The sequence below is a fragment of the Micromonospora sp. WMMD736 genome, assembly GCF_049179015.1.
Lineage (GTDB): Bacteria > Actinomycetota > Actinomycetes > Mycobacteriales > Micromonosporaceae > Micromonospora.
The window spans coordinates 323,491-343,230 of the sequence record NZ_JBMHMI010000001.1; the positions used below are offsets into that span (position 1 = coordinate 323,491).

Annotated in this window: 20 protein-coding genes; 11 read left to right on the top strand and 9 right to left on the bottom strand. The window is 71.0% G+C overall.

The features are described from left to right. Window positions 1-104 precede the first annotated feature (104 nt). Both ACN269_RS01150 and ACN269_RS01155 read right to left on the bottom strand, forming a co-directional pair. Complete coding sequence (locus ACN269_RS01150) at window positions 105-1,058, bottom strand: family 43 glycosylhydrolase (RefSeq protein WP_421470551.1); 954 nt, start codon at window positions 1,056-1,058, stop codon at window positions 105-107. 56 nt (window positions 1,059-1,114) lie between these two features. Then, window positions 1,115-2,140 carry a LacI family DNA-binding transcriptional regulator gene (locus ACN269_RS01155; RefSeq protein ID WP_421470552.1) on the bottom strand — a complete coding sequence of 342 codons (1,026 nt, stop codon included), beginning with the start codon at window positions 2,138-2,140 and terminating at the stop codon, window positions 1,115-1,117. A 361-nt stretch (window positions 2,141-2,501) separates the two neighbouring features. Here ACN269_RS01155 and ACN269_RS01160 point away from each other — a divergent pair, with 361 nt between their 5' ends. The 4 genes from ACN269_RS01160 to ACN269_RS01175 are packed head-to-tail and all read left to right on the top strand — an operon-like array spanning window position 2,502 to window position 6,804. After that, window positions 2,502-3,857: an ABC transporter substrate-binding protein gene (locus ACN269_RS01160; RefSeq protein ID WP_421470553.1), complete on the top strand. Its 1,356-nt coding sequence runs from the start codon at window positions 2,502-2,504 to the stop codon at window positions 3,855-3,857. Beyond that, window positions 3,854-4,825 carry a carbohydrate ABC transporter permease gene (locus ACN269_RS01165; protein WP_421470554.1) on the top strand — a complete coding sequence of 324 codons (972 nt, stop codon included), beginning with the start codon at window positions 3,854-3,856 and terminating at the stop codon, window positions 4,823-4,825. Before ACN269_RS01160 ends, ACN269_RS01165 begins: the two co-directional genes overlap by 4 nt. Next, window positions 4,822-5,646, top strand: a complete 825-nt coding sequence (locus ACN269_RS01170) for a carbohydrate ABC transporter permease (protein WP_421470555.1) — start codon at window positions 4,822-4,824, stop codon at window positions 5,644-5,646. The genes ACN269_RS01165 and ACN269_RS01170 overlap by 4 nt, the downstream gene beginning before the upstream one ends. Window positions 5,647-5,649: 3 nt before the next feature. Next, window positions 5,650-6,804 carry a serine hydrolase domain-containing protein gene (locus ACN269_RS01175; RefSeq protein WP_421470556.1) on the top strand — a complete coding sequence of 385 codons (1,155 nt, stop codon included), beginning with the start codon at window positions 5,650-5,652 and terminating at the stop codon, window positions 6,802-6,804. A gap of 98 nt (window positions 6,805-6,902) precedes the next feature. On the opposite strand, the gene ACN269_RS01180 is transcribed toward ACN269_RS01175, so the two are convergent. Continuing rightward, a complete protein-coding gene (locus tag ACN269_RS01180) occupies window positions 6,903-8,330 on the bottom strand; it encodes an endo-1,4-beta-xylanase (protein ID WP_421470557.1) in 1,428 nt (475 codons plus the stop codon). Window positions 8,331-8,655: 325 nt separating this feature from the next. Between ACN269_RS01180 and ACN269_RS01185 the strand changes: the two genes are divergently transcribed. From ACN269_RS01185 to ACN269_RS01200, 4 genes are all read left to right on the top strand, one after another. Continuing rightward, window positions 8,656-8,811 (top strand): hypothetical protein, encoded by a 156-nt coding sequence (locus ACN269_RS01185; RefSeq protein ID WP_421470558.1) that lies wholly within the window; start codon window positions 8,656-8,658, stop codon window positions 8,809-8,811. 175 nt (window positions 8,812-8,986) lie between these two features. Beyond that, window positions 8,987-9,994: an ABC transporter permease gene (locus ACN269_RS01190; RefSeq protein ID WP_421470559.1), complete on the top strand. Its 1,008-nt coding sequence runs from the start codon at window positions 8,987-8,989 to the stop codon at window positions 9,992-9,994. Between the two features lie 40 nt (window positions 9,995-10,034). Beyond that, the gene (locus ACN269_RS01195; protein ID WP_421470560.1) at window positions 10,035-11,087 is read left to right on the top strand and encodes an ABC transporter substrate-binding protein; all 1,053 of its coding nucleotides are present in this window, start codon (window positions 10,035-10,037) and stop codon (window positions 11,085-11,087) included. Beyond that, window positions 11,087-11,905 carry an ATP-binding cassette domain-containing protein gene (locus tag ACN269_RS01200; RefSeq protein ID WP_421470561.1) on the top strand — a complete coding sequence of 273 codons (819 nt, stop codon included), beginning with the start codon at window positions 11,087-11,089 and terminating at the stop codon, window positions 11,903-11,905. Before ACN269_RS01195 ends, ACN269_RS01200 begins: the two co-directional genes overlap by 1 nt. Before the next feature lie 87 nt (window positions 11,906-11,992). On the opposite strand, the gene ACN269_RS01205 is transcribed toward ACN269_RS01200, so the two are convergent. Then, window positions 11,993-12,688, bottom strand: a complete 696-nt coding sequence (locus ACN269_RS01205) for a FadR/GntR family transcriptional regulator (RefSeq protein ID WP_421470562.1) — start codon at window positions 12,686-12,688, stop codon at window positions 11,993-11,995. Window positions 12,689-12,696: 8 nt separating this feature from the next. Then, on the bottom strand, window positions 12,697-14,091 hold the full coding sequence (locus ACN269_RS01210) for an enolase C-terminal domain-like protein (protein ID WP_421470563.1): 1,395 nt from the start codon (window positions 14,089-14,091) through the stop codon (window positions 12,697-12,699). A 422-nt stretch (window positions 14,092-14,513) separates the two neighbouring features. On the opposite strand from ACN269_RS01210, the gene ACN269_RS01215 reads away from it, so the two are divergent. Then, window positions 14,514-15,008 (top strand): GNAT family N-acetyltransferase, encoded by a 495-nt coding sequence (locus ACN269_RS01215; RefSeq protein WP_355050043.1) that lies wholly within the window; start codon window positions 14,514-14,516, stop codon window positions 15,006-15,008. 70 nt (window positions 15,009-15,078) lie between these two features. Here the strand turns inward: ACN269_RS01215 and ACN269_RS01220 are convergent, their stop codons facing one another. Continuing rightward, complete coding sequence (locus tag ACN269_RS01220) at window positions 15,079-15,432, bottom strand: TraR/DksA family transcriptional regulator (RefSeq protein ID WP_421470564.1); 354 nt, start codon at window positions 15,430-15,432, stop codon at window positions 15,079-15,081. A gap of 37 nt (window positions 15,433-15,469) precedes the next feature. Continuing rightward, a complete protein-coding gene (locus tag ACN269_RS01225) occupies window positions 15,470-16,351 on the bottom strand; it encodes an ion transporter (RefSeq protein ID WP_421470565.1) in 882 nt (293 codons plus the stop codon). Between the two features lie 230 nt (window positions 16,352-16,581). Between ACN269_RS01225 and ACN269_RS01230 the strand changes: the two genes are divergently transcribed. After that, entirely contained in the window at window positions 16,582-17,274 is a 693-nt protein-coding gene (locus tag ACN269_RS01230; protein ID WP_421470566.1) for a TetR/AcrR family transcriptional regulator, read from the top strand. 61 nt (window positions 17,275-17,335) lie between these two features. On the opposite strand, the gene ACN269_RS01235 is transcribed toward ACN269_RS01230, so the two are convergent. After that, window positions 17,336-18,193 (bottom strand): SDR family oxidoreductase, encoded by an 858-nt coding sequence (locus ACN269_RS01235; RefSeq protein ID WP_421470567.1) that lies wholly within the window; start codon window positions 18,191-18,193, stop codon window positions 17,336-17,338. 96 nt (window positions 18,194-18,289) lie between these two features. On the opposite strand from ACN269_RS01235, the gene ACN269_RS01240 reads away from it, so the two are divergent. Then, window positions 18,290-18,670, top strand: coding sequence for a winged helix-turn-helix transcriptional regulator (locus ACN269_RS01240; protein WP_421476156.1), 381 nt, complete (start codon window positions 18,290-18,292; stop codon window positions 18,668-18,670). Between the two features lie 31 nt (window positions 18,671-18,701). On the opposite strand, the gene ACN269_RS01245 is transcribed toward ACN269_RS01240, so the two are convergent. Continuing rightward, window positions 18,702-19,664 carry an AraC family transcriptional regulator gene (locus ACN269_RS01245; protein WP_421470568.1) on the bottom strand — a complete coding sequence of 321 codons (963 nt, stop codon included), beginning with the start codon at window positions 19,662-19,664 and terminating at the stop codon, window positions 18,702-18,704. Window positions 19,665-19,740 lie beyond the last annotated feature (76 nt).

Consider the following 19,740-nt stretch of genomic DNA (forward strand, 5'->3'; position numbering starts at 1 on the left):
ACATCGCGCTGACAGCTCGGCAGGTCCGGTCCGGGGCGGCACGGCCCCGGACCGGACCTGTCGTCGTCCGGCCCGTCGAGCCGGTCGCATACGGGTACCGGCGGTCAGCTCACCGCGTCCGTCTCCGTCGGGTGCAGGGTCAGCCCGGTCGACGGGTGGTAGCGCACCGGAATCGGGTCGCTGAGCGCGCCGACGAACACCCCGTCGACATGGTCGAGGAAGCCGATGAGGGACCAGCCGTCCGCCGGTCCCGGGACGAGCCGCGGCGCGTACAGGTGTGGGTGGCTGACCGGTCGGGCGTCGGCGACGTCCCACGGGCCGCGTACGCCCGGCCCGGTCGCCACCCAGATGCGGTGGTCGCCGCGCCGGGCACCGGTGGTCGCGTCGGTGCAGAACAGCAGCAGCGGCTGCCCGTCCACGACCGCGACCTGGGGCACCTCCAGGTGGCCGAAGTCGACCGGCGTCGACAGCGGCGGCCGGACGGTCCAGGTGAGCAGGTCGGGGGAGGTGGCATGGCCGACCACGCCCCGCGTGCCCGCCGGACCGGTGGCGGCGCGTGCGGTGACGAGCATGTGCCAGCCGTCGCCGTCCGGGTCCGGGAACACCCACGGGTCGCGCCACGCCTGCTCGTACCACAGGTCGGTGTCGAGCAGCTCGTACCACGTCGGGTCGGCCTGCACCACCGGCTGGTCGCCGTGTCGGTGCCAGGTGGTCAGGTCGTCGGAGACGGCCAGGCCGATCCGTTGGACGAGCCCGTCCTCGGCCCGGGAGACCCCGGTGTAGTAGAGGTACCACCGCCCGTCCGGGCCGCGCACCGTGCACCCGGTCCAGGTCGCCAGGTCGTCCCACGCCGGTCCGTCCGCGGGGACGACGGCGTCGGCGACCAGTTGCCAGGTGCGCAGGTCGGTCGAGACGGCGTGACCGATGCTGGCGCGGCGGTGCCGGCGGTGCGGGTCGTGCAGGGCGCGGGACGCGCGCAGGAAGTACGCGTGCCAGCGCTCGTCGTCGTCGCGGGCGTACCAGCTGTCCCACACCCAGTGGTCGGCGAGCTGAAGCATGAGGGGGAACCTAGCACTAAACCGGTTTAGCGTTCCCCGGCAGGGGCGCGACCGGATCAGTGGGCGGGCGGCGCGAGGGACCGTCGGCGGCGCAGCGGCATCGCGACGAGCGACGGTTCGGCGGCCCCGCCGTCGAGGAGCAGTTCGACCGCGCGCCGCCCCATCTGCTCGTGCGGGAGCGCGGTGGTCGCGAGACTGGGGCGGAGCCAGGCGGCGATCGGGTCGTCGTCGAACGAGATCACCGAGATGTCGTCCGGCACGGTCAGGCCCGCCTCGCCGAGTGCCTGGTAGGCGCCGAACGCCAGCCGGTCGTTCATGCAGATGATGGCGCTGGGCCGTTGGGGCCGGTTCAGCAGAGCGCGGGTGGCGGCGTAGCCGTGCTCGGGCAGCCACTCGGTGCAGAAGGACTCCGCGAGGAGGGAGACGCCCGCGTCGCCCAGCGTCTGCCGGATCCCGTGCAGCCGGGCCCGGGCGGCGAGGGAGATCTCCGGGTCGCCCTCCTTGAGCCGGTTGCGGCCGATGAGCGCGATGGCGTCGCGGTGGCCGTACTCCAGCAGGGCGGTGGCGACGGCGCGACCGGCCCGGTCGTCGTCGGGCAGCACGCAGGGCAGGCTGTCCGAGCTGGTGGCGTTGAGCAGCACCACCGGGCCACCGAGGATGGCCGGGGGCACCGTCAGTCGGCGGGTGGCCATCGCCGCGTAGATCACCCCGTCGACCTGCCGATCGAGCATCGCCTCGATGGCGTACTGCTCGAAGGTGGCGTCGCCCTGCGTCTCGGTGATGAGCAGCACGTGGTCGCGTTCCCGGGCCGCGTCGAGCGCGCCGCGGATGAGGCCGCCGGCGAAGCGGGTGGTGGCGACGATGTCGGAGACGAACGCGATGGTCCCGGTCTTGCGGGTACGCAGGCTGCGCGCCGCGAGGTTGGGTCGGTAGCCCAGTTCCTCGGCGGCGGCGAACACGCGCTGGTGCGCCTCGGCCGAGAGTCGGGTGCCCTCCCTGCCGTTGAGCACCATCGACGCGGCGGTCTTGGACAGCCCGGCTCGCCGCGCGACGTCGGCCAGGGTTGCTCTGTTGCGGCCCATCAGTCCTCCGAATCAGGCGCGGCGTTACGGGCTCCACTCCTGCCCATCATGATGCGTCGGTGCCCGGAGTCCGCCCCCGGTCGGGGTCGGGCGCGGTGTGAACCCGATGTTTCCAGACCGTTGCCGGCTTCTCCTTGACAGCTTTCCGTGTCACGCGCATGCTCTGCTAAATCAGTTTAGCGACCACTTTTGGCGCGTCGGGAGACGCCGCCGGTCGCGCTGCTGAGTCGGTACGCGAGCGCGACGGCGCGCGGCGGTCACGGCGTACGTGTCGTGGCCGCTCGCCCGTGGCGAAGGTCCCGGTGGAGCCGTCGCGCGGCCATGGGTCGTGGGACGCGCGGAGGAACATAGGAGTCATGACATGGCACAAACGCTGATGACATTCCCGCGACGCGGCGCGCTGGTCCTCGCGCCGCTACTGGCGCTCGGGCTCGCCGCCACGGCGTGCAGCGCGCCGGGCGCCGACCGGTCGTCGACCGGCGGCTCGGACGCCGCCGTCAAGACCGAGCTGGGCACCGAGCCGGTCACCCTCCAGATGTACGCGGAGACCGGCTTCCCGCTGGCCAAGGCGCTGGCCGACGAGTTCTCCAAGCAGCACCCGAACGTCACGTTCAACATCCGCGAGGACCAGTTCACGGTCATCGTGGAGAACGCGCCGCGGGTGATGGCCTCGGACAACGCACCCGACATCATCCGGCTCCCCACGATGGTCGACCTCGTGAAGGACGACCTGCTCAAGAACCTCGACCCGTACGTCACCGCGTACGGCTGGGACAAGTTCCCCGCCTCGCAGCTCGTGCAGTTGCGCGTGGGCGAGGGCACCCGGGGCGCCGGTTCGCTCTACGGCATGGGGCTCGGCTACAGCGTCACCGGAGTCTTCTACAACAAGAAGCTGGCCAGCCAGGTCGGCATGACCCAGCCGCCGGCCACGGTCGCGGAGTTCGAGCAGTTGCTGGCGAAGGCGAAGAGCAGCGGCATCCAGCCGATCATGCAGTTCAACAAGAACACCGCGGGCATCAACTTCCCGCACCAGGCGCTGCAGAACCAGTTCGGCGACCCGGCCCAGGTGGCCGACTGGATCTTCCAGAAGCCGGGGGCCACCTTCGACACGCCGGCCGCGCTCAAGGCCACCCAGACAATCCAGAAGTGGGCCCAGGCCGGCTACTTCACCAAGGACGCCAACGCCCTGGACTACGCGGGCATGGTCGGGCAGTTCCAGAAGGGCAACGGCCTGTTCATGTTCAACGGCGACTGGGAGTCGGCGAACCTCGACAAGTCGATGCCGGGCAACGTGGGCTTCTTCCTGTTCCCCGGCGAGGCCGCCGACGCCAAGCACGTCGCGATGTCCGCGCCCAACACCTTCGGCGTCTCCGCCAAGGCCAAGAACCCGGACGCCGCCGCGTTCTTCCTGAACTGGGTCCACACCAACGCCAAGGCGCGGGAGATCGCCGTGACGGTCGGCGGCTCCAGCCCGGGCGGCCCGAGCGACCTTCCGGTGCCGGCCGCCGCCCCGAACACCGTGCTGGCCGAGACCCTCAAGGCGGCGCAGCAGCTCGGGGCCGAGAACGGCGCGGTCGACTTCACCGCGAACGCGACGGGTGGCATCTTCGCCGCCGCGATCACGCCCGAGATGCAGAAGCTGATCGCCGGCCAGCAGACGCCCGAGGGGTACGTCAAGGCGGTCCAGGCCGAGTACGAGAAGGAACTGTCCCGATGACGTCTGCCCTCGGCAGCGCACCACCCGGGCGGGACGGCCAGGCGTCGTCCGTGGGTCGTCCCGCCCGTCCCGCGTCCGCGCGGGCCCACCGACGCCGGTGGGCCCGCGCGGCCGGGACCGGCTGGTTGTTCGTCCTGCCCGCCTTCGTGATGTACGCGGTCTTCGTCCTGCGCCCCCTCGCCCTGACCGTCCAGTACTCGCTCTACGACTGGAACGGGATCGGGGTCGCCCGCTGGGCGGGTCTGGACAACTACGTCACGGTGTTCACCGACAGCGACCTACTGAAGATCATCGCCAACGCGATCATCCTGATCGTCTTCTTCAGCCTCATCCCGGTCGCGCTCGGGCTGCTGGTGGCGAGCATGGTCCGCCGGATCACCACCGGTGCGTTCGGCACCGTGGTCCGGACGGTCCTGTTCCTGCCCCAGGTCATCCCCCTGGTGGCGGCCGGCATCGCGTGGAGTTGGCTGCTGTCCACCAACGGGCTGGTCAACCAGGTGCTGCGCGCCATCGGGCTGGGTGGCCTGGCCCGCGCGTGGCTGGGCGACTTCGACACCGCGCTGCCCGCCGTCGGGGTGATCGGGGCATGGGTCCTGCTCGGCCTCTGCACGATCCTGCTGGTGACCGGCATGAGCAAGATCGATCCCGCGCTCTACGAGGCGGCCCGGCTGGACGGCGCGGGACCGGTCCGCGAGTTCCTCGCGGTGACCCTGCCCAGCCTGCGCCAGGAGATCGGGGTCTGCCTCACGGTGACCATCATCGCGGCGCTGGCCAGCTTCGACATCGTCTACATCTCCACCAGTGGTGGTCCGGGCCTGCAGACCACCGTCCCCGGCCTGGAGATCTACCGGCTCGCCTTCTCGCAGCGTCAGGTGGGGTTGGCCTCGGCGCTCGCCGTCGTGCTGATGCTCCTGGTGTTGGCGTTCGTGCTGCCGATCCAGCGACTGACCCGGGGGGAGAAGCCGTGAACCTGAGCCGACGTGAGCAACTGACCGGACGGGTCTTCCTGGTCGCCCTGATCCTGGTGACCCTGCTGCCGTTCGTGAGCATGCTCTCGGCCGCCCTGCAACCGCGCGGCACCGTGCCAGACGGTCTCGCCTGGCCGTCGGACCCGCAGTGGGGGAACTTCGCCGACGCCTTCACCGCCGCCAACATGGGCGCCCTGCTGCGCTCCAGCCTGCTCATCGTGGCCGGCGTCGTACCGGTGTCCGTACTCATCGCCACCATGGCCGGCTTCGGGCTGGGCCAGTTGCGGGTGCCCGGCGGGCGACTCGTCTTCGGTCTGCTGCTGCTCGGCCTCACGCTGCCCTTCGAGGCCGTCGTCACCCCGCTCTACTACCAGATGCAGGACCTCGGCCTGCTCAACACCCGGTGGGCGATCATCCTGCCGCTGATCGGCCTCTACATGCCGTTCGCCGTGTTCTGGATGCGCGCCCACTTCACCAACGTGCCGGTCGAGCTCTCCGAGGCCGCCCGGGTGGACGGCAGCAGCACCTGGCAGCTGTTCTGGCGGGTCCAGGTGCCGCTGGCCCGTCCGGCCATCGCCTCGCTGACGATCCTGATGTTCCTCTGGACGTGGAACCAGTTCCTGCTCGCGATCGTGCTCGTCGACGACGCCACCAAACGCACGATGGCCGGAGCGCTCGGCGCGTTCCAGGGCCAGTGGGGCACCGACCTGGTGCTGCTGTGCGCCGGCTCGCTGCTGATCCTCACCCCTACCCTCATCGTGTTCCTGATTTTCCAGCGACAGTTCATCAAGGCCCTGATCCAGGGCTCACTGAAGGGATAGGCAGTGGCCACGCAGCCGCAGATCCACGGCGACGTCGACGAGCGCTACGGGCGCGTCGCCGACGCGTTCCGCGACAACTTCACCTCCCGCGGTGAGGTCGGCGCCGCGGTCACCCTCTACGTCCGGGGCCGCAGGGTCGTCGACCTGTACGGCGGCCTGGCCGACACCCGCACCGGGCGGCCCTGGACGGCGCACACGCCGGCCGTCGTCTTCTCGTGCACCAAGGGGATCCTGGCGATCTGCGCGTACCTGCTGGTGCAGCAGGGTCGCCTCGACCTCGACGCGCCCGTGACGCGCTACTGGCCGGAGTTCGGTCAGCACGGCAAGGCCGACATCCCGGTGCGATGGCTGTTCACGCACCAGTCCGGCCTACCGGCGCTGGACCGGCCGCTGACCCTCGACGAGGTGCTCGCGTGGGACCCGGTCGTCGCGGCGATCGAGGCGCAGACCCCACTGTGGGAGCCGGGTACGGCGCACAGCTACCACTCGATGACGTACGGGTGGCTCGTCGGTGAGGTCATCCACCGCGTCACCGGTCAGCTCCCCGGCGCGTACCTCCACGACACCCTGGCCCGCCCGCTGGGGCTGCGTACCTGGCTCGGGCTGCCCGCCGCCGAGCGGGACACCGTCGCCTGGGACCTGGCCCCACCGCCGGACGCCGATCCGTTCGTCGACCGGGTCGCCGAGCGGGGGATCACGATGGGTGGCGCGTTCGCCTTCCCCGCCGACGGCGACGGTCTGGTCAGCTTCAACGACCCGGCCATCCAGGCCGCCGGTGTCCCGGGCGCGGGCGCGGTGAGCACCGCGGACGGCCTCGCGCGCCTCTACGCGGCCTGCGTGTCCGACGTGGGCGGTGGCCCCCTGCTCACCGCGGCATCGGTCGACGACGCGGTGGTCGTCCGCTCGCGGGGCCAGCAACGGCACGGCCCGCCCGACACCGGCCAGCGCTGGGGTACCGGTTTCCTGCTGCACTCCGAGCCGGCCCGGCCGTTGCTGGGGGAGCGCAGCTTCGGTCACGACGGGGCCGGCGGCAACCTCGCCTTCGCCGACGCGGACCACGAGGTGGGGTTCGGCTACGTGGTCAACCAGATGTACGGCGCGGGCGACGAGCGCGCCAACCGGCTCACCGCCGCCGTCCGCGCCTGCCTCGACGCCTGACGCGGGTCCCGAGCCCGGATACGGCGAACACCCCCGGGGCAGCGCGGTGGTCCGCGACGCCCCGGGGGTGCCCAGGGGGTGAGCTGAGCGGGGACGGATCAGCTCGCGGTGCAGGTGGGGGTGCCGGAGGGACCGCTGCCGGTGCCCTGGAAACCGAACTCGGTGCTGCCGCCCGCGCCGACCTGGCCGTTGTAGTCGACGTTGCGGAAGTCCACCGCGCCCGAGGAGCCGCTGGCCTGCGCGCTCCACGTGTTGGTGACGGCGGCGCCCGAGGGCAGGGTGATCCGGACCGTCCAGCCGCGCAGGGCGGTCGAGCCGGCGTTGACCTTGACCGTCGCGACGAAGCCACCGTTCCAGGAGTTCAGCGACACCGAGGCGGTGCAACCGCTACCGGTGGGCGGAGGGGTGGTCGGCGGAGGGGTGGTCGGCGGCGGCGTCGTGGGCGGGGGAGTGGTCGGCGGCGGCGTGGTGGGCGGCGGCGTGGTCGGCGTGCCGGTGCCCGCGTTGAGGGCGTTGAGCACGGAGGTGTACGCCGCCTTCTTGTTGCCCGACCGGTCGAACAGCAACGGGTTGTCGTTACTGCGCCACGAGTCGCTGTCCCGTACGCCCCACACCGTGATGCCGGTGCAGCGCGGGATGGCCATGCAGGCCCGGGTGACCTGGGCGTACGCGTTGGCCTGGTTGGAGCCCTGGGCGATGTCCAGTTCGGTGATCTGGACGTCGACGCCGAGGTCGGCGAAGCGCTGCAGGTTGGCCTGGTAGTCACCCGGCACCGTGGTGCCGAGGTGGGACTGGAAGCCGACGCAGTCGATGGGTACGCCGCGGGACTTGAAGTCGCGCACCATGTTGTAGATGCCGGTGGACTTCGCGTTGATGCCGTCGGTGTTGTAGTCGTTGTAGCAGAGCTTGGCGCCCGGGTCCGCGGCGCGGGCGGCGCGGAACGCCGCTTCGATCCAGTCGTTGCCGGTGCGCTGCAGGTTCGAGTCGCGCCGGCCGCCGCTGCCGCCGTCGGCGAACGCCTCGTTCACCACGTCCCAGGCGTAGATCTTGCCCCGGTAGTGGGTGGCGACCTGGGTGACGTGGTTGATCGCGGCGTTGCGCAGCGCGGTGCCGGACATGCCCTGCGCCCAACCCGGCTGCTGCTGGTACCAGAGCAGCGTGTGGCCGCGGACGATCATGCCGTGCGACTGGGCGTGGGCGACGATCTGGTCGCCGCCGCTGTAGTTGAACCGACCCTGCTGCGGCTCGGTGGCGTCCCACTTCATCTCGTTCTCGGGAGTGAGCTGGTTGAACTCCCGGTTCACGATGCCAGCGAACTGGCTGTCGGACAGCTTGAAGGCGGGTACCGCGGCACCGTAGTAGCGGCCCTTCTCGGCCGCCGAGGCGCCCAGCGTGGTGCCGGCGTTGGCGGTGGAGGTCACCGCCACCGTCGCGGCGACCGCCGCGAGGGTGGCCGCGAGCGGCACCAGCACCCGACGGCCCCGGAACCGGGGTCGCCGTGCGCGTTCGTCGGGGATCTTGTCCATGGTCCTGCCTTTCGACAAATGGTGGCGGCGGAGTCGAGGTCGGGCTGCCCGACCGGCGAGGGGTGCCGGGGGCCGTACGGGCGGGATTCGGCGGTGCCCGGGACGGTCCGACGGGTCGACAACGGTGCTGCCTGCGGGGCAAACGTCACGGTGGACAGCCGCGTACGGGGACGCGGGAATGACGTACGCCAGACAGGTGTGGCTCGGACAACTCACCAGCCGTCGACCGGGTCGTGGGACCCGATGCCCTTCGAGGTGCCGGTGGTTCCGAACGGGAGGGACGTGCCCTCGACTCCTTGGCGGAACATAGCATGTTATCGATAACATGCTCAAGGTGACCGCTGGCCGGGCGGCAGACCCCGCCGCGCTGACCACGTCGGCGGCCGTGCGGATCAACGGTTTTTTGGTCGGACGTATCGCGCCTGAAGCGCGAATAACGATGCCACAACATGGCGGTAAGACCTTGGCAACACGAGTGTGACCATGGCAAGGTAACGCCTGATCATTGCAAACATCTGATCTATCGTGCGGGCGCTGCGGGGGGTTCCCCGTGCGTGACTTCCTGGGGAGGTCCGGTTGCGAGCGAGAGCGTCAATCACCGACGGCGGCGCGTGCCGAGCCGGGAAAGACACAGTGGACGACGGTCGGGTCCGGCGATGAGTACCGTCGAGGCGACCGATCAGGCCCACGGCGGCGCGCTCAACGACTGGCTGCGCGAGCGGATCTCCCACGCGCTGTCCGAGTTCACCGCCGCGACCGCGCTCATCGTCCTGTTCGTCGCGCTGAGCTTCGCCAGTCCCTACTTCCTGACGGCGGACAACCTCTTCAACATCGGCGCGCAGACCGCGGTGATCGCCATCATCGCCACCGCGCAGACGATGGTCATCATCACCAAGGGCATCGACCTGTCGGTCGGCTCGGTCGCCGCTCTCGCCGGCGTGGCGGGCGCGATGGTCGTTCGGGACCTGGGCTTTCCGCTCCTGGCGGCGACGGCGGTCGCGATCGGCGTCGGCGCGCTGGCGGGACTCCTCAACGGGTTGCTGATCACCGTCGCCCGGATCCCCCCGTTCATCGCGACGCTGGGCACGATGTCGGTCGGCCGGGGCCTGGTCTTCATCATCACCGGCGCGGTCGGCGTCTACGGGCTGCCCCGGTCGTTCCAGTTGCTCGGCAACGGGGAGATCGTCGGCATTCCGTTCGCCGTCGTGATCACCGCCGTGGTCGCCGTCGGGGTCGCCTTCCTGCTCTCGCAGACCCGCTTCGGGCAGTACACCTACGCGATGGGCTCCAACCTGGAGGCGGCCCGCCGCTCCGGCATCGCGGTGGGCCGTCACCTGACCTACGTGTACGTCCTGGCGGGCGTCCTGGTCGGCCTCGGCGGCATGATCGCCGCCTCCCGGGTCAACTCGGGGCAGCCGAACTACGGCATCTCGCTGGAACTCGACGTCATCGCCGCCGCGGTCATCGGCGGCGCCAGCCTGTTCGGCGGGCAGGGCCGCATCGTCGGGACCATCATCGGCGCCTTCCTCATCGCCCTGGTCCGCAACGGCGCCGTCCTGCTCGACATCAGCATCCACTACCAGCAGGTGATCGTCGGCCTGATCATCTGGGCTGCCGTCTACTTCGACCAGTACCGCCGCCGGCGGCTGGAGTCACGGGGCTGACCTGCCGTTCCCTGAGCTCACCAGAGGAAGGACGAACACCATGGCACACACCACCACCAGCCGACGTCCACGAGGTCGCCTCCTGCGCGCGCAGGCCATCCTCGCCGCCGCCGCGGCGACCGCGCTGCTCAGCGCCTGCGGCGGAGTCGAGGTCCGGGACGGGGGCGACGGCGCGACCAAGGACGCGTCCGGGCCGCTGAAGCTCGCCGTCGTGCCCAAGGCCGTCGGGGCCGACTACTGGAACACGGTGAAGGCGGGTGCCGAGTGCGCCGCGCAGCGCGCCGGCAACGTCACGGTCCAGTGGGACGGGGTGACCACCGAGACCGACGTCGAGGGTCAGGTCAACCTGATCCAGAACTTCGTCACCAAGAAGGTCGACGGCATCGTCTACGCGGCCACCGACTCCCGCGCGTTGGCGCCGGCCACCGACCAGGCGATCGGCGCGAACATCCCGGTCGCGATGATCGACTCGGGCACCAGCCCACAGCCGTCGAGCGTGCCGCTCTTCGCCACCGACAACAAGGCGTCGGCCGTCGAGGCGGCGAAGCTGCTCGCCACCGAGCTGGGCCCCGGCGACCACGACGTGGCGCTGGTGGAGTTCCAGCCCGGCTCGCAGACCAACACCGAGCGGGTCGACGGCTTCAAGGAAGGCCTGAAGCAGTTCCCGAACCTCAAGCTCGTCGGCCAGCAGCCCAGCCGCAGCGACGTCAACGAGGCGCGGCGGGTCACCGAGAACATCCTCACCGCGAACCCCAACCTCGCGGGCATCTTCGCCGCCAACGAGCCGAGCGTGCTCGGCGCCGCGCAGGCCATCCAGGCGGCGGGCAAGTCCGGCAAGGTGGTCATCATCGGTTGGGACGCCGCACCGGACGAGATCGCCGGACTGCGCAACGGTCAGATCTCGGCGCTGGTCGTGCAGAACCCCTTCAAGATGGGCTACTTCGGCGTCGACAAGATGGTCAAGCACCTCCGGGACAAGGCGCCGTTGGCGTCGGCGGACACCGGGGTCACCTTCGTCACCAAGAAGAACATCGACTCGCCGGAGATCAAGGCGGTGCTCGAGCCCAGCTGCGCCAACCCCCCGGTGCAGTGATGGCCACCACCTCCGCGCCGACGACCGACAACGACCAGCGGCGCTCCCCCGAGGAGCCGCCGGTGCTCGAAGCCCGGGGGATCGTCAAGCGGTTCGGCCACGTCGAGGCGCTGCGCGGCGCCGACTTCACGGTCCACCGGGGCGAGGTCGTCGCCCTCATCGGTGACAACGGCGCCGGCAAGAGCACGCTGGTCAAGACGCTCTCCGGCGTGCACGCGCCGGACGAGGGCGAGATCCGGGTCGGTGGCCGCCTGGTCCACTTCGCGACTCCGGTGGACGCCCGGCGCGCGGGGGTGGAGACCGTCTACCAGGATCTCGCGGTGGCCGACGATCTCAGCGTCGCCGCCAACCTCTACCTCGGGCGCGAGATCCTGCGGTCCGGGCCGCTCGGTCGGCTGGGGCTGCTCGACAAGCGGGCCATGCGCCAGGGCGCCGCCGCGGCCCTCGATGAATTGGGCGTACGGATCCCACGGGTCACCACGCCGATCGCGATGCTGTCCGGCGGGCAGCGGCAGTGCGTCGCGGTGGCGCGGGCGATCATCTGGGCGACGAACGTGGTCATCCTCGACGAGCCCACCGCGGCACTGGGCGTGGTGCAGACCGAGCGGGTGCTCGACGTCGTCCGGCGGGCCCGCGAGGCGGGCATGTCGGTGGTGCTGGTGAGCCACAACATGCCGCAGGTGTTGGAGATCGCGGACCGGGTCGAGGTGCTGCGGCTCGGCCGGCGGGCCGCCCGGCTGCGCGCCGACGAGGTCAGCACGGACGACCTGGTCGCGGCGATGACCGGTAGCAAGGCCTCGGAGCGGGACGAGCGGTGACGGCGATCGCCCGCCCGTGAGCGCGCGGTGGACCGGCGACGGTGCCACCGAGGCGCGCACGGGCGGGCGATCACACGCCGACGCCTGTCACCCCTCGTCGGGCAGCCCTTGGAGCGACTCCTCCACACCGATCAGATGGTTGGCCATCCGGGTGCGAGCCCGCTCGGGGTCGCGCGCCCGCAGGGCCTTCAGGATCGCCACGTGCTCGTCGTGGGTACGCCGGTCCGCGCCCTCCTCGTGCAGGCTCCGCCAGAGCCGCCCGCGCAGGGTGCGCCCGGCGAACGCCTCGATCAAGCCGATGAGCACCGGATTGTCGGCGTGCGCGGCGATGATCCGGTGGAACGCGATGTCGATTTCCATGATGCGTTCGTGGTCCTGCGGCGACCGGCCGGCGATCCGGGCCGCCTCGTCGAGCAGTTCGTCGGCCTGGGCGAGGGCCTCGTCGGTGATCCTGGTCGCCGCCAACCGGGCGGCCTCGCACTCGAGCAGGCGGCGGACGGTGTGGATGTGTCGTCCGTCGCCCTGCCCCTGGAAGTCGACCACGAAGCCCATCGGGGCCAGCAGTTGCGGCGCGTCGAGGTTGGTGACGTAGGTGCCGTCACCCTGGCGGATGTTCACGATGCCGAGGATCGACAGCGCCGACATGCCCTCGCGCAGCGAACCCCGTGAGACGCCGAGGGATTCGGCGAGGTCCTTCTCGATGGGCAGCCGGTCCCCGGGCTTGAACGTCCCTTCCAGGATCATCCGCTTGATGCCGTTCACCACCTCGTCGGTGCGGGACATGACACCTCCTAGCGGCCGGCGGGGGTGGCCGTTCCACCCGCGATCACGTACGGCTCCGGAGATGACACGGTAGCCGTCTCGGTCGAGGCCCAGTAGCGGCCGTCCGGGAACCGGTACCGTTCGATCGACTCGGGGTGCATGCGGGTGGAGTAGCCGGGCGTGTCGGGCAGCACGTATCCGCTGCCCCAACCGGTGTCCCGGATGACGCACGGATCGGTGAAGTGCTCGTGCAGGTGGTCGACGAACTCGGTGACGCGGCCGGTGAGGTCCCCCGAGACCGCGACGTAGTCGAGCACCGACACGTGTTGGACCATCTCGCAGAGCCCGACGCCGCCGGCGTGCGGGCATACCGGGACGCCGAACTTCGCGGCGAGCAGCAGCACCGCGACGATCTCGTTGATGCTGGCCAGCCGGCCGGTGTCCAACTGGCAGAAGTCGATGGCCTCGGCCTGGAACAACTGCTTGAACATCACCCGGTTGTGGCAGTGCTCGCCGGTCGCGACGCCGACGGGCGCCACGGCGCGACGCACGGCCGCGTGCCCCAGGATGTCGTCCGGGCTGGTCGGCTCCTCGATCCACAGTGGCGCGAAACGGGCCAGCGCGTTGACCCACTCGATGGCCTGGTCGACGTCCCACACCTGGTTGGCGTCGAGCATCAGGTTGCGGTCCGGACCGAGGATCTCCCGGGCGATGGTGCACCGACGGATGTCGTCGTCGAGGTCGGCGCCCACCTTGAGCTTGACGTACCCGTAGCCGGAGTCGACGGCCTCCTGGCACAGTCGGCGCAGCTTGTCGTCGCCGTACCCGAGCCAGCCCGCCGAGGTGGTGTAGGCCGGGTAACCGGTGCGGGCCAGCTCGGCGAGGCGGTCGGCCTTCGTGCTCTGCTGTGCCCGCAGGATGGCCAGCGCCTCGTCCCGGGTCAGCGCGTCGGACAGGTAACGCAGGTCCGCGATGTCGACGAGTTCTTCGGGAGACATGTCGGTGAGCAGCCGCCACAGCGGCTTGTCGGCCAGTCGCGCGACCAGATCCCAGGCCGCGTTCAGCACGGCCGCCAGGGACAGGTGGACGACGCCCTTCTCCGGACCGAGCCAGCGCAGCTGGGTGTCGGAGGTGAGCAGGCGGTAGACCGCGCCCATGTCGGCGGCCATCGTGGCGACGTCCAGACCCACCAGGCGGTGGGCCTGATGGGCCGCCGCCGCCACCACGATGTCGTTGCCCCGACCGATGGTGAAGGTGAGGCCGTGCCCGGCCAGCGGTACGCCGGCGCTGTCGACGCCGTCGGTGTGCAGGATGACGTAGGCCGCCGAGTAGTCGCCGTCCTTGTTCATGGCGTCGGACCCGTCAGCGGTCAGCGAGGTGGGAAAGCGGACGTCCTCGACGGTGACGCCAGTGATCTGCGGCATGCGCTCCTCGCCCGGCTCGGCTAAAGATCAGATGATCATTCGGAGTATACGGAGGGCGCTTTGGCTGCGTCAACGACGCCAGGGCGCCGATACGCATAGACGTCTAACGTTTCGTCGCGCTCTCCGCAGTGGACGACGATGGTCACTCACGACGGCTCACGCCGTTGCGGCCCGGTTGTGGTAAGGAGACCTGCGAGTCGCGGGGAAGGTTCGACGTTCCCATTCGCGGCCAGTCGAGCCGACCCGGCGTGTCAGCGCCGTCGAATCGATACATCACATCTTTCAGGCAGCGGACGCCGGACGTGCGGAATGTCCGTGAGCGCGGCGTGGAGCCGGTTCCCCCGCACGGTACAACTGTCGGGGACGACAGAACCGCGACACCGTCGAGCGCACGTGCCCGACACACAGATCGGAGCCTGACCGTGGCCGAGACGACCCTGCGACCGATGAGCCCCGGCGACGCGGACCGCGTCCTGGCGATCTACCAGCTCGGCCTCGACGGCGGGGACGCCAGCTTCGAGGTCACCGCACCCACCTGGGCGGCGTTCGACGCCAGCCGGATCGCCGCGCACCGGTTCGTGGCCGTGGCCGACGGCCTCGTCCTCGGCTGGGTCGCCGTCACGCCGACGTCGAGCCGACCGGTCTACGCCGGCGTCGTCGAGCACTCCGTCTACGTCGACCCGGCGGCTCAGGGGCGCGGAGTCGGCCGGCTGTTGCTCGACGCGCTGATCACCTCGACCGAGGGTGCCGGCATCTGGACGATCCAGTCCGGCATCTTCCCCGAGAACACCGCCAGCCTGGCCCTGCACCGCCGGGCCGGCTTCCGGGTCATCGGCGTGCGCGAGCGGATCGGCCGTCACCACGACCGCTGGCGTGACGTCGTCCTGCTGGAACGCCGCAGTTCCACCGTCGTCTGACCCGAGCCCGTCCGCGTGCGGACACCCCCGCGGCGTCCGCCGGGCACCGGGTCCGCGCGCGCCGCCACCGTCACCGTCGGCTGGCGCAGGCGACGCAGGTACGCGCCGACGGGCGGGCGGCGAGCCGTTCGGCGGGGATCGGCCGGGAGCACCGTTCGCAGGTGCCGTAGGTGCCCGCCGCGACGCGGCTCAGCGCCTCGTCCAGGTCGGCGAGGCGGCGACGTGCGGCGTCGAGGACAGCGCTGAGCTGTGCGCGCTCGAACGCGATGGTGCTGCCCTCGGGGTCGTGTTCGTCGTCGGCGTTCGAGGACCGCGACGCCTCGAACAGGCTCCGCAGGTCGGCTTCGAGCGCGGTGATCTCGGCGGTGGTCTCGTCGCGCCGCCGTAGCAGATCCGCACGGATCGCGGTGTGTTCGGTGTCCATGGCGGTTCCACGCTACGCGCGGGGAACGATCGCGGGGTCAGCGTTCGGAGCGGACCTGGGCGCGATGCGGCCGGCCGTGCGTGTCATCCCGGTCGATCCGCAGCTCCCGCTCCAACTCGCCGATGACCGCGCGCAGGTCGTCCAGCCGCTGGGTGAGCGCGATGCGGTCCACCTCGTCGGGTACGCCGTCACCGTCCTCGTCGTAGCCGGGGGCCAACCGCTCGGTCATCTCCAGACGACGGGCCTCCTCCATGGAGTTCACGATGACCGCGATGAGGATGTTGAGCAGCAGGTTGACGGTGATCACCACGTAGCTGACGTAGTAGAGCAGCGTCCACGGCGAGATGGCCAGCCCCTGCTCGATCAGGTCCGGCAGCGTCTCCAGCGACAACAGCACGAACAGCGTCAGCAACGACCTGCCGATGTCGCCGTACTCGTCGGGATACCGGTCGCCGAAGATCAGCCAGCCGGCCATCCCGTACACGTAGAGCGTCACCACGGCCAGCGCGAGGAATCCGGTGACGCCGGGCAGACTGCGCCACAGCGCGGAGACGATGGTCCGCAGGCCCGGCGAGAACCGCACCAGCCGGACCATCCGGGCGACCCGCACCACGCGCAGCAGCGCCGCGTCGCCGTGCAGGCCCGGGACGAAGATGGCGGCGATCACGAGGAAGTCGAAGACGTTCCAGCCGTGCCGGAAGAAGTCCTGCGGACGCCGGCCGTACGCGGCCAACCGAATGCCGATCTCGACGGTGAAGACGGTGCGGAAGAACAGCTCCAGCCCGTGCAGCGCGCCGGTCGCGGGGAACGACCCCTCGTACGTCTCCAGACCGAGGACGATCCCGTTGGCGAGGATGACGACGACCATACCGATCTCGAAGGGCCGCGAGCGGGCGAGCCGTGCGCACGCGTCGGCCACCCCGGGTCGACGACCCTCGGGACGTGACCGGCCCCCTCGCTGAGCGGGAGCGGACGTCCCGCTCACCGGGCGATCGATCCGTCGATGTGTGCCGAGGTCGCCGCGCGGGCCCACCTCCGGTCGTCGTGGCGGCGCGCAAGCATGGCGACCACCCTAGTGCCTCGGGTAAGGAGCGACCGGCCGTGCGGCACCTGAGCGGCCAACCCCGTCACCGGCTCTAGAGTGACGTGGTGACCGACGCAGCGGGGAGGTCCGGCGACCGCGAGGCCGGCCGGCAGCCGATCTGGGCCCGACCCGAACGGGGCACCCGTGGCCCCGCGCCGACGCACAGCCGGGAGGCGATCGTCGCGGCGGCGATCACCCTTGCCGACACCGAAGGGCTCGCCGCGGTGTCGATGCGCGCCGTCGCGGGCGCGCTCGGCACCGGCGCCGGATCGCTCTACCGGTACCTGTCGTCCCGCGACGACCTGCTCGACCTGATGACCGACCGCGTCGTGGGAGAGCTGCGGCCGTACCCGCCGGAGCGGGACGACTGGCGGGACGAGATGCTGCTGGTGGCCCGCCAGCAGTTGGCCCTGTTCCGCGCCCATCCGTGGCTGGTGGACGTGATCCAACGGCCGTCGGGCGTCGGCCCGGAGAGCCTGGCCTGGTTCGACAACTGCATCCGGATCCTGGAACCCGTGCCCTGTGCCGTCACCGCCAAGTTCGAGGCGATCGCCGTGCTGACCGGTGTGGTGATCCTGTTCGCCCGCAGCGAGGCCGCGGCCGGGTCACCCAGCTTCGCGGGCATCGACCTCGGGGCGTACCCCCATCTCGTCGCGGCCCTCGGCCGGGTCGGGCCGCCGACGCCCCCGACGGACCTCTTCGACCGGACGCTGCGCAGCCTGCTGGCCGGTCTGCTGACACCGCCGTCCGCGGGTTGAGCGGGCGGGCGGCGGAGGGGGTGCCCCCGTCGCCCGCCAGCACCACGAACCCGGGCCCGAGTCAGGCGCGGGCGGCGCGGATGGCGTCGCGGAGCCCGGTCGTGGGTCGACCGATCAACCGGCTGAGGTCGTCGCTGTCGGTGGCCAACTCGCCGATGGCGATCGAGTGGTCGAGGGCGGCCACGAACCCGGCGGTGCCGGCGTCGAGCCCGACGTTCTGCAGCGCGGAGGCCAGGTCGGCGGTCGACATGTCCCGGTGCACGACGGTGGTGCCGGTGACCTCGGTGACGGCGTCGGCCAGCTCGTCGAAGGTGAACGCGGTGCCGCCCAGCTCGTAGACGGCGTTGCCGTCCTCGTCCCGGGTCAGCGCCGCCGCCGCGGCGGCCGCGTAGTCGGTTCGGGGAGCGGCCGAGACCTTGCTGCCGCCGGTGGCGCCGAGGATGGTGCCGCTCGACAGGTACTGCGGGAGCTGGTCGGTGTAGTTCTCGGTGTACCAGCCGTTGCGCAGCACCGTGTACGACAGGCCGGACGCGGCCAGCACCTCCTCGGTGGCCTTGTGCTCGGGGGCGAGCGGGTTCGTGGTCGTGTCGGCCTTCAGGATGCTGGTGTAGACCAGGCGCTCTACTCCGGCGAGCCGGGCGGCGTCGATGACCGCGGTGTGCTGGGGCACCCGCTGACCCGGGGTGTCCCCGGAGATGAGCAGGAGGCGGCGTACGCCGGCCACGGCGCCGGGCAGCGTCGACGGGTCGTCGTAGTCGGCCTGGCGGATCTCGACGCCCCGCGCGGCCAGGTCGGCGGCCTTCTGTGGGCTACGGACGACGGCGGCGATCTCGGCGGCGGGCACGCCGCTGTCGAGCAGGTGTCCGATCACCAGCCGGCCGAGACGGCCGGTGGCGCCGGTGACGGCATAGGTGGGCATGGCGACCTCCGATGAGCGGTTACTTTTGGTAAGCGCTTACGAATCTACAGCACAAGTCGTTGAGTAAGCGTCGGGTAGGCTGGTGACGTGACCGACATGCCGGCCCAGGACCCGGCGGGGCCTACCCAGGAATTCGTCAGCGATGTCTTCGCGCGCGACTGCACCTCCCGTGCCGCCTTCGAGGACGTCACCTCGAAGTGGGCCTCGCTCGCCCTGCTCGCGCTCGGCGAGGGCAGCTACCGGTTCAACGCGCTGCGGCGGCGCATCGAGGGGGTCAGCGAGCGGATGCTCTCCCAGACCCTGCAGACCCTGGAGCGCGACGGGATGCTCACCCGCGAGGTGCTCACCGCGATCCCACCGCGCGTCGAATACACGCTCACCCCGCTCGGTGCCCGGGTCGCCGAGCAGCTCCGTGGCCTCGCCGACCTGCTGGAAGCCTCGGTACCCGAGGTGCGGGCCGCCCGCGAGCGGGCCTGAGCCCGTTGGTGTCCGGGCGCAGCTGAGGGACTCAGGCGTTGAGCGTCTCGCGGGGTGGCACCCCGTAACTGGCGTGGTACCGGGCGGTGAACCGGCTGTGGCTGACGAACCCCCAGCGACTGGCGATGGCCGACACGGTCTCCCGTCGCGGGTCGGCCCGGATCAGGTCGTGGTGCGCCCGGTCGAGGCGGATCCGGCGCAGGTACGCCATCGGGGTGGTGCCGAGGTGACGGCGGAACGCGAGCTGCACCGCGCGCAGGGAGACGGCCGCCGCGTTGGCGATGTCGGCGGCGCCGATGTCCCGGTCGGCGTTCTCCTCCATGAAGGCGACGGCGCGACGCACGGTCGCGGTGGTGGCGTCGTGGCGGTCCCCGGCGGTCTCGTCGGTGAACGCCGTGTTGGGAAAGGTGGCGAGCGCCGCCGCGGCGAGCATGCGGGCGGCACTGCCGATCACCAGCGGCTGGACGCTGGTGGTCGGATTGTTCAGGACGACGTCGTTCACGTACCTGGTGGTCCGCCGCCACTGCCGGGCGAGGGCCGCGTCGACGGGGCCGAGGTCGGTGAACCGGATCGGGCCGGGCCGCCGGGCCGGCGCGGCGGTCGCCACCTGGGTGAGCACCCCGAGGTCCAGGACGCAGAGCTCCACCTCGCCGGGCTCCCAGCGCAGGGCGAACGGCTCACCCGGTCGGTTGGTGAGAAAGACGTCACCGGGTCTCAGTCGGTGGGCCGCTCCCTGGGAGGTGCGGTTGATCCGGGCGCTGCGGGTACGACAGACGACCAGCCCGTCGATGTCGTCCACCTCGATGTCGAGATGGGCGCTCTGGCCGGTCGTGGCGAGGGCGAACGGCCCGGCATCGACGCGTCGGTGGACGAGGTGGTAGCCGCTCTCGCCCGCGCGGATGCGCAGGCCGGCGGTGTACGTGCTGGCCAGGAAGCGGTGGATGGCTTCGGGGTCGTGACTGTCGAATCTCCGGGTCTGCACTGGTGACGTCATCCGCTGACTCCGTCCGGGAAGGAGACCGCCGGGTGGGGACCAGTGCCGGCGGTGTGTCGGGACGTGGCTGGGCGCA

Bases quoted from the DNA above. Each gene is read 5' to 3' on its own strand.
- ACN269_RS01150 (WP_421470551.1), bottom strand. From the start codon at position 1,058: ATGCTTCAGCTCGCCGACCACTGGGTGTGGGACAGCTGGTACGCCCGC.
- ACN269_RS01155 (WP_421470552.1), bottom strand. From the start codon at position 2,140: ATGGGCCGCAACAGAGCAACCCTGGCCGACGTCGCGCGGCGAGCCGGG.
- ACN269_RS01160 (WP_421470553.1), top strand. From the start codon at position 2,502: ATGGCACAAACGCTGATGACATTCCCGCGACGCGGCGCGCTGGTCCTC.
- ACN269_RS01165 (WP_421470554.1), top strand. From the start codon at position 3,854: ATGACGTCTGCCCTCGGCAGCGCACCACCCGGGCGGGACGGCCAGGCG.
- ACN269_RS01180 (WP_421470557.1), bottom strand. From the start codon at position 8,330: ATGGACAAGATCCCCGACGAACGCGCACGGCGACCCCGGTTCCGGGGC.
- ACN269_RS01185 (WP_421470558.1), top strand. From the start codon at position 8,656: ATGCTCAAGGTGACCGCTGGCCGGGCGGCAGACCCCGCCGCGCTGACC.
- ACN269_RS01190 (WP_421470559.1), top strand. From the start codon at position 8,987: ATGAGTACCGTCGAGGCGACCGATCAGGCCCACGGCGGCGCGCTCAAC.
- ACN269_RS01195 (WP_421470560.1), top strand. From the start codon at position 10,035: ATGGCACACACCACCACCAGCCGACGTCCACGAGGTCGCCTCCTGCGC.
- ACN269_RS01200 (WP_421470561.1), top strand. From the start codon at position 11,087: ATGGCCACCACCTCCGCGCCGACGACCGACAACGACCAGCGGCGCTCC.
- ACN269_RS01205 (WP_421470562.1), bottom strand. From the start codon at position 12,688: ATGTCCCGCACCGACGAGGTGGTGAACGGCATCAAGCGGATGATCCTG.
- ACN269_RS01210 (WP_421470563.1), bottom strand. From the start codon at position 14,091: ATGCCGCAGATCACTGGCGTCACCGTCGAGGACGTCCGCTTTCCCACC.
- ACN269_RS01220 (WP_421470564.1), bottom strand. From the start codon at position 15,432: ATGGACACCGAACACACCGCGATCCGTGCGGATCTGCTACGGCGGCGC.
- ACN269_RS01235 (WP_421470567.1), bottom strand. From the start codon at position 18,193: ATGCCCACCTATGCCGTCACCGGCGCCACCGGCCGTCTCGGCCGGCTG.
- ACN269_RS01240 (WP_421476156.1), top strand. From the start codon at position 18,290: ATGCCGGCCCAGGACCCGGCGGGGCCTACCCAGGAATTCGTCAGCGAT.
- ACN269_RS01245 (WP_421470568.1), bottom strand. From the start codon at position 19,664: ATGACGTCACCAGTGCAGACCCGGAGATTCGACAGTCACGACCCCGAA.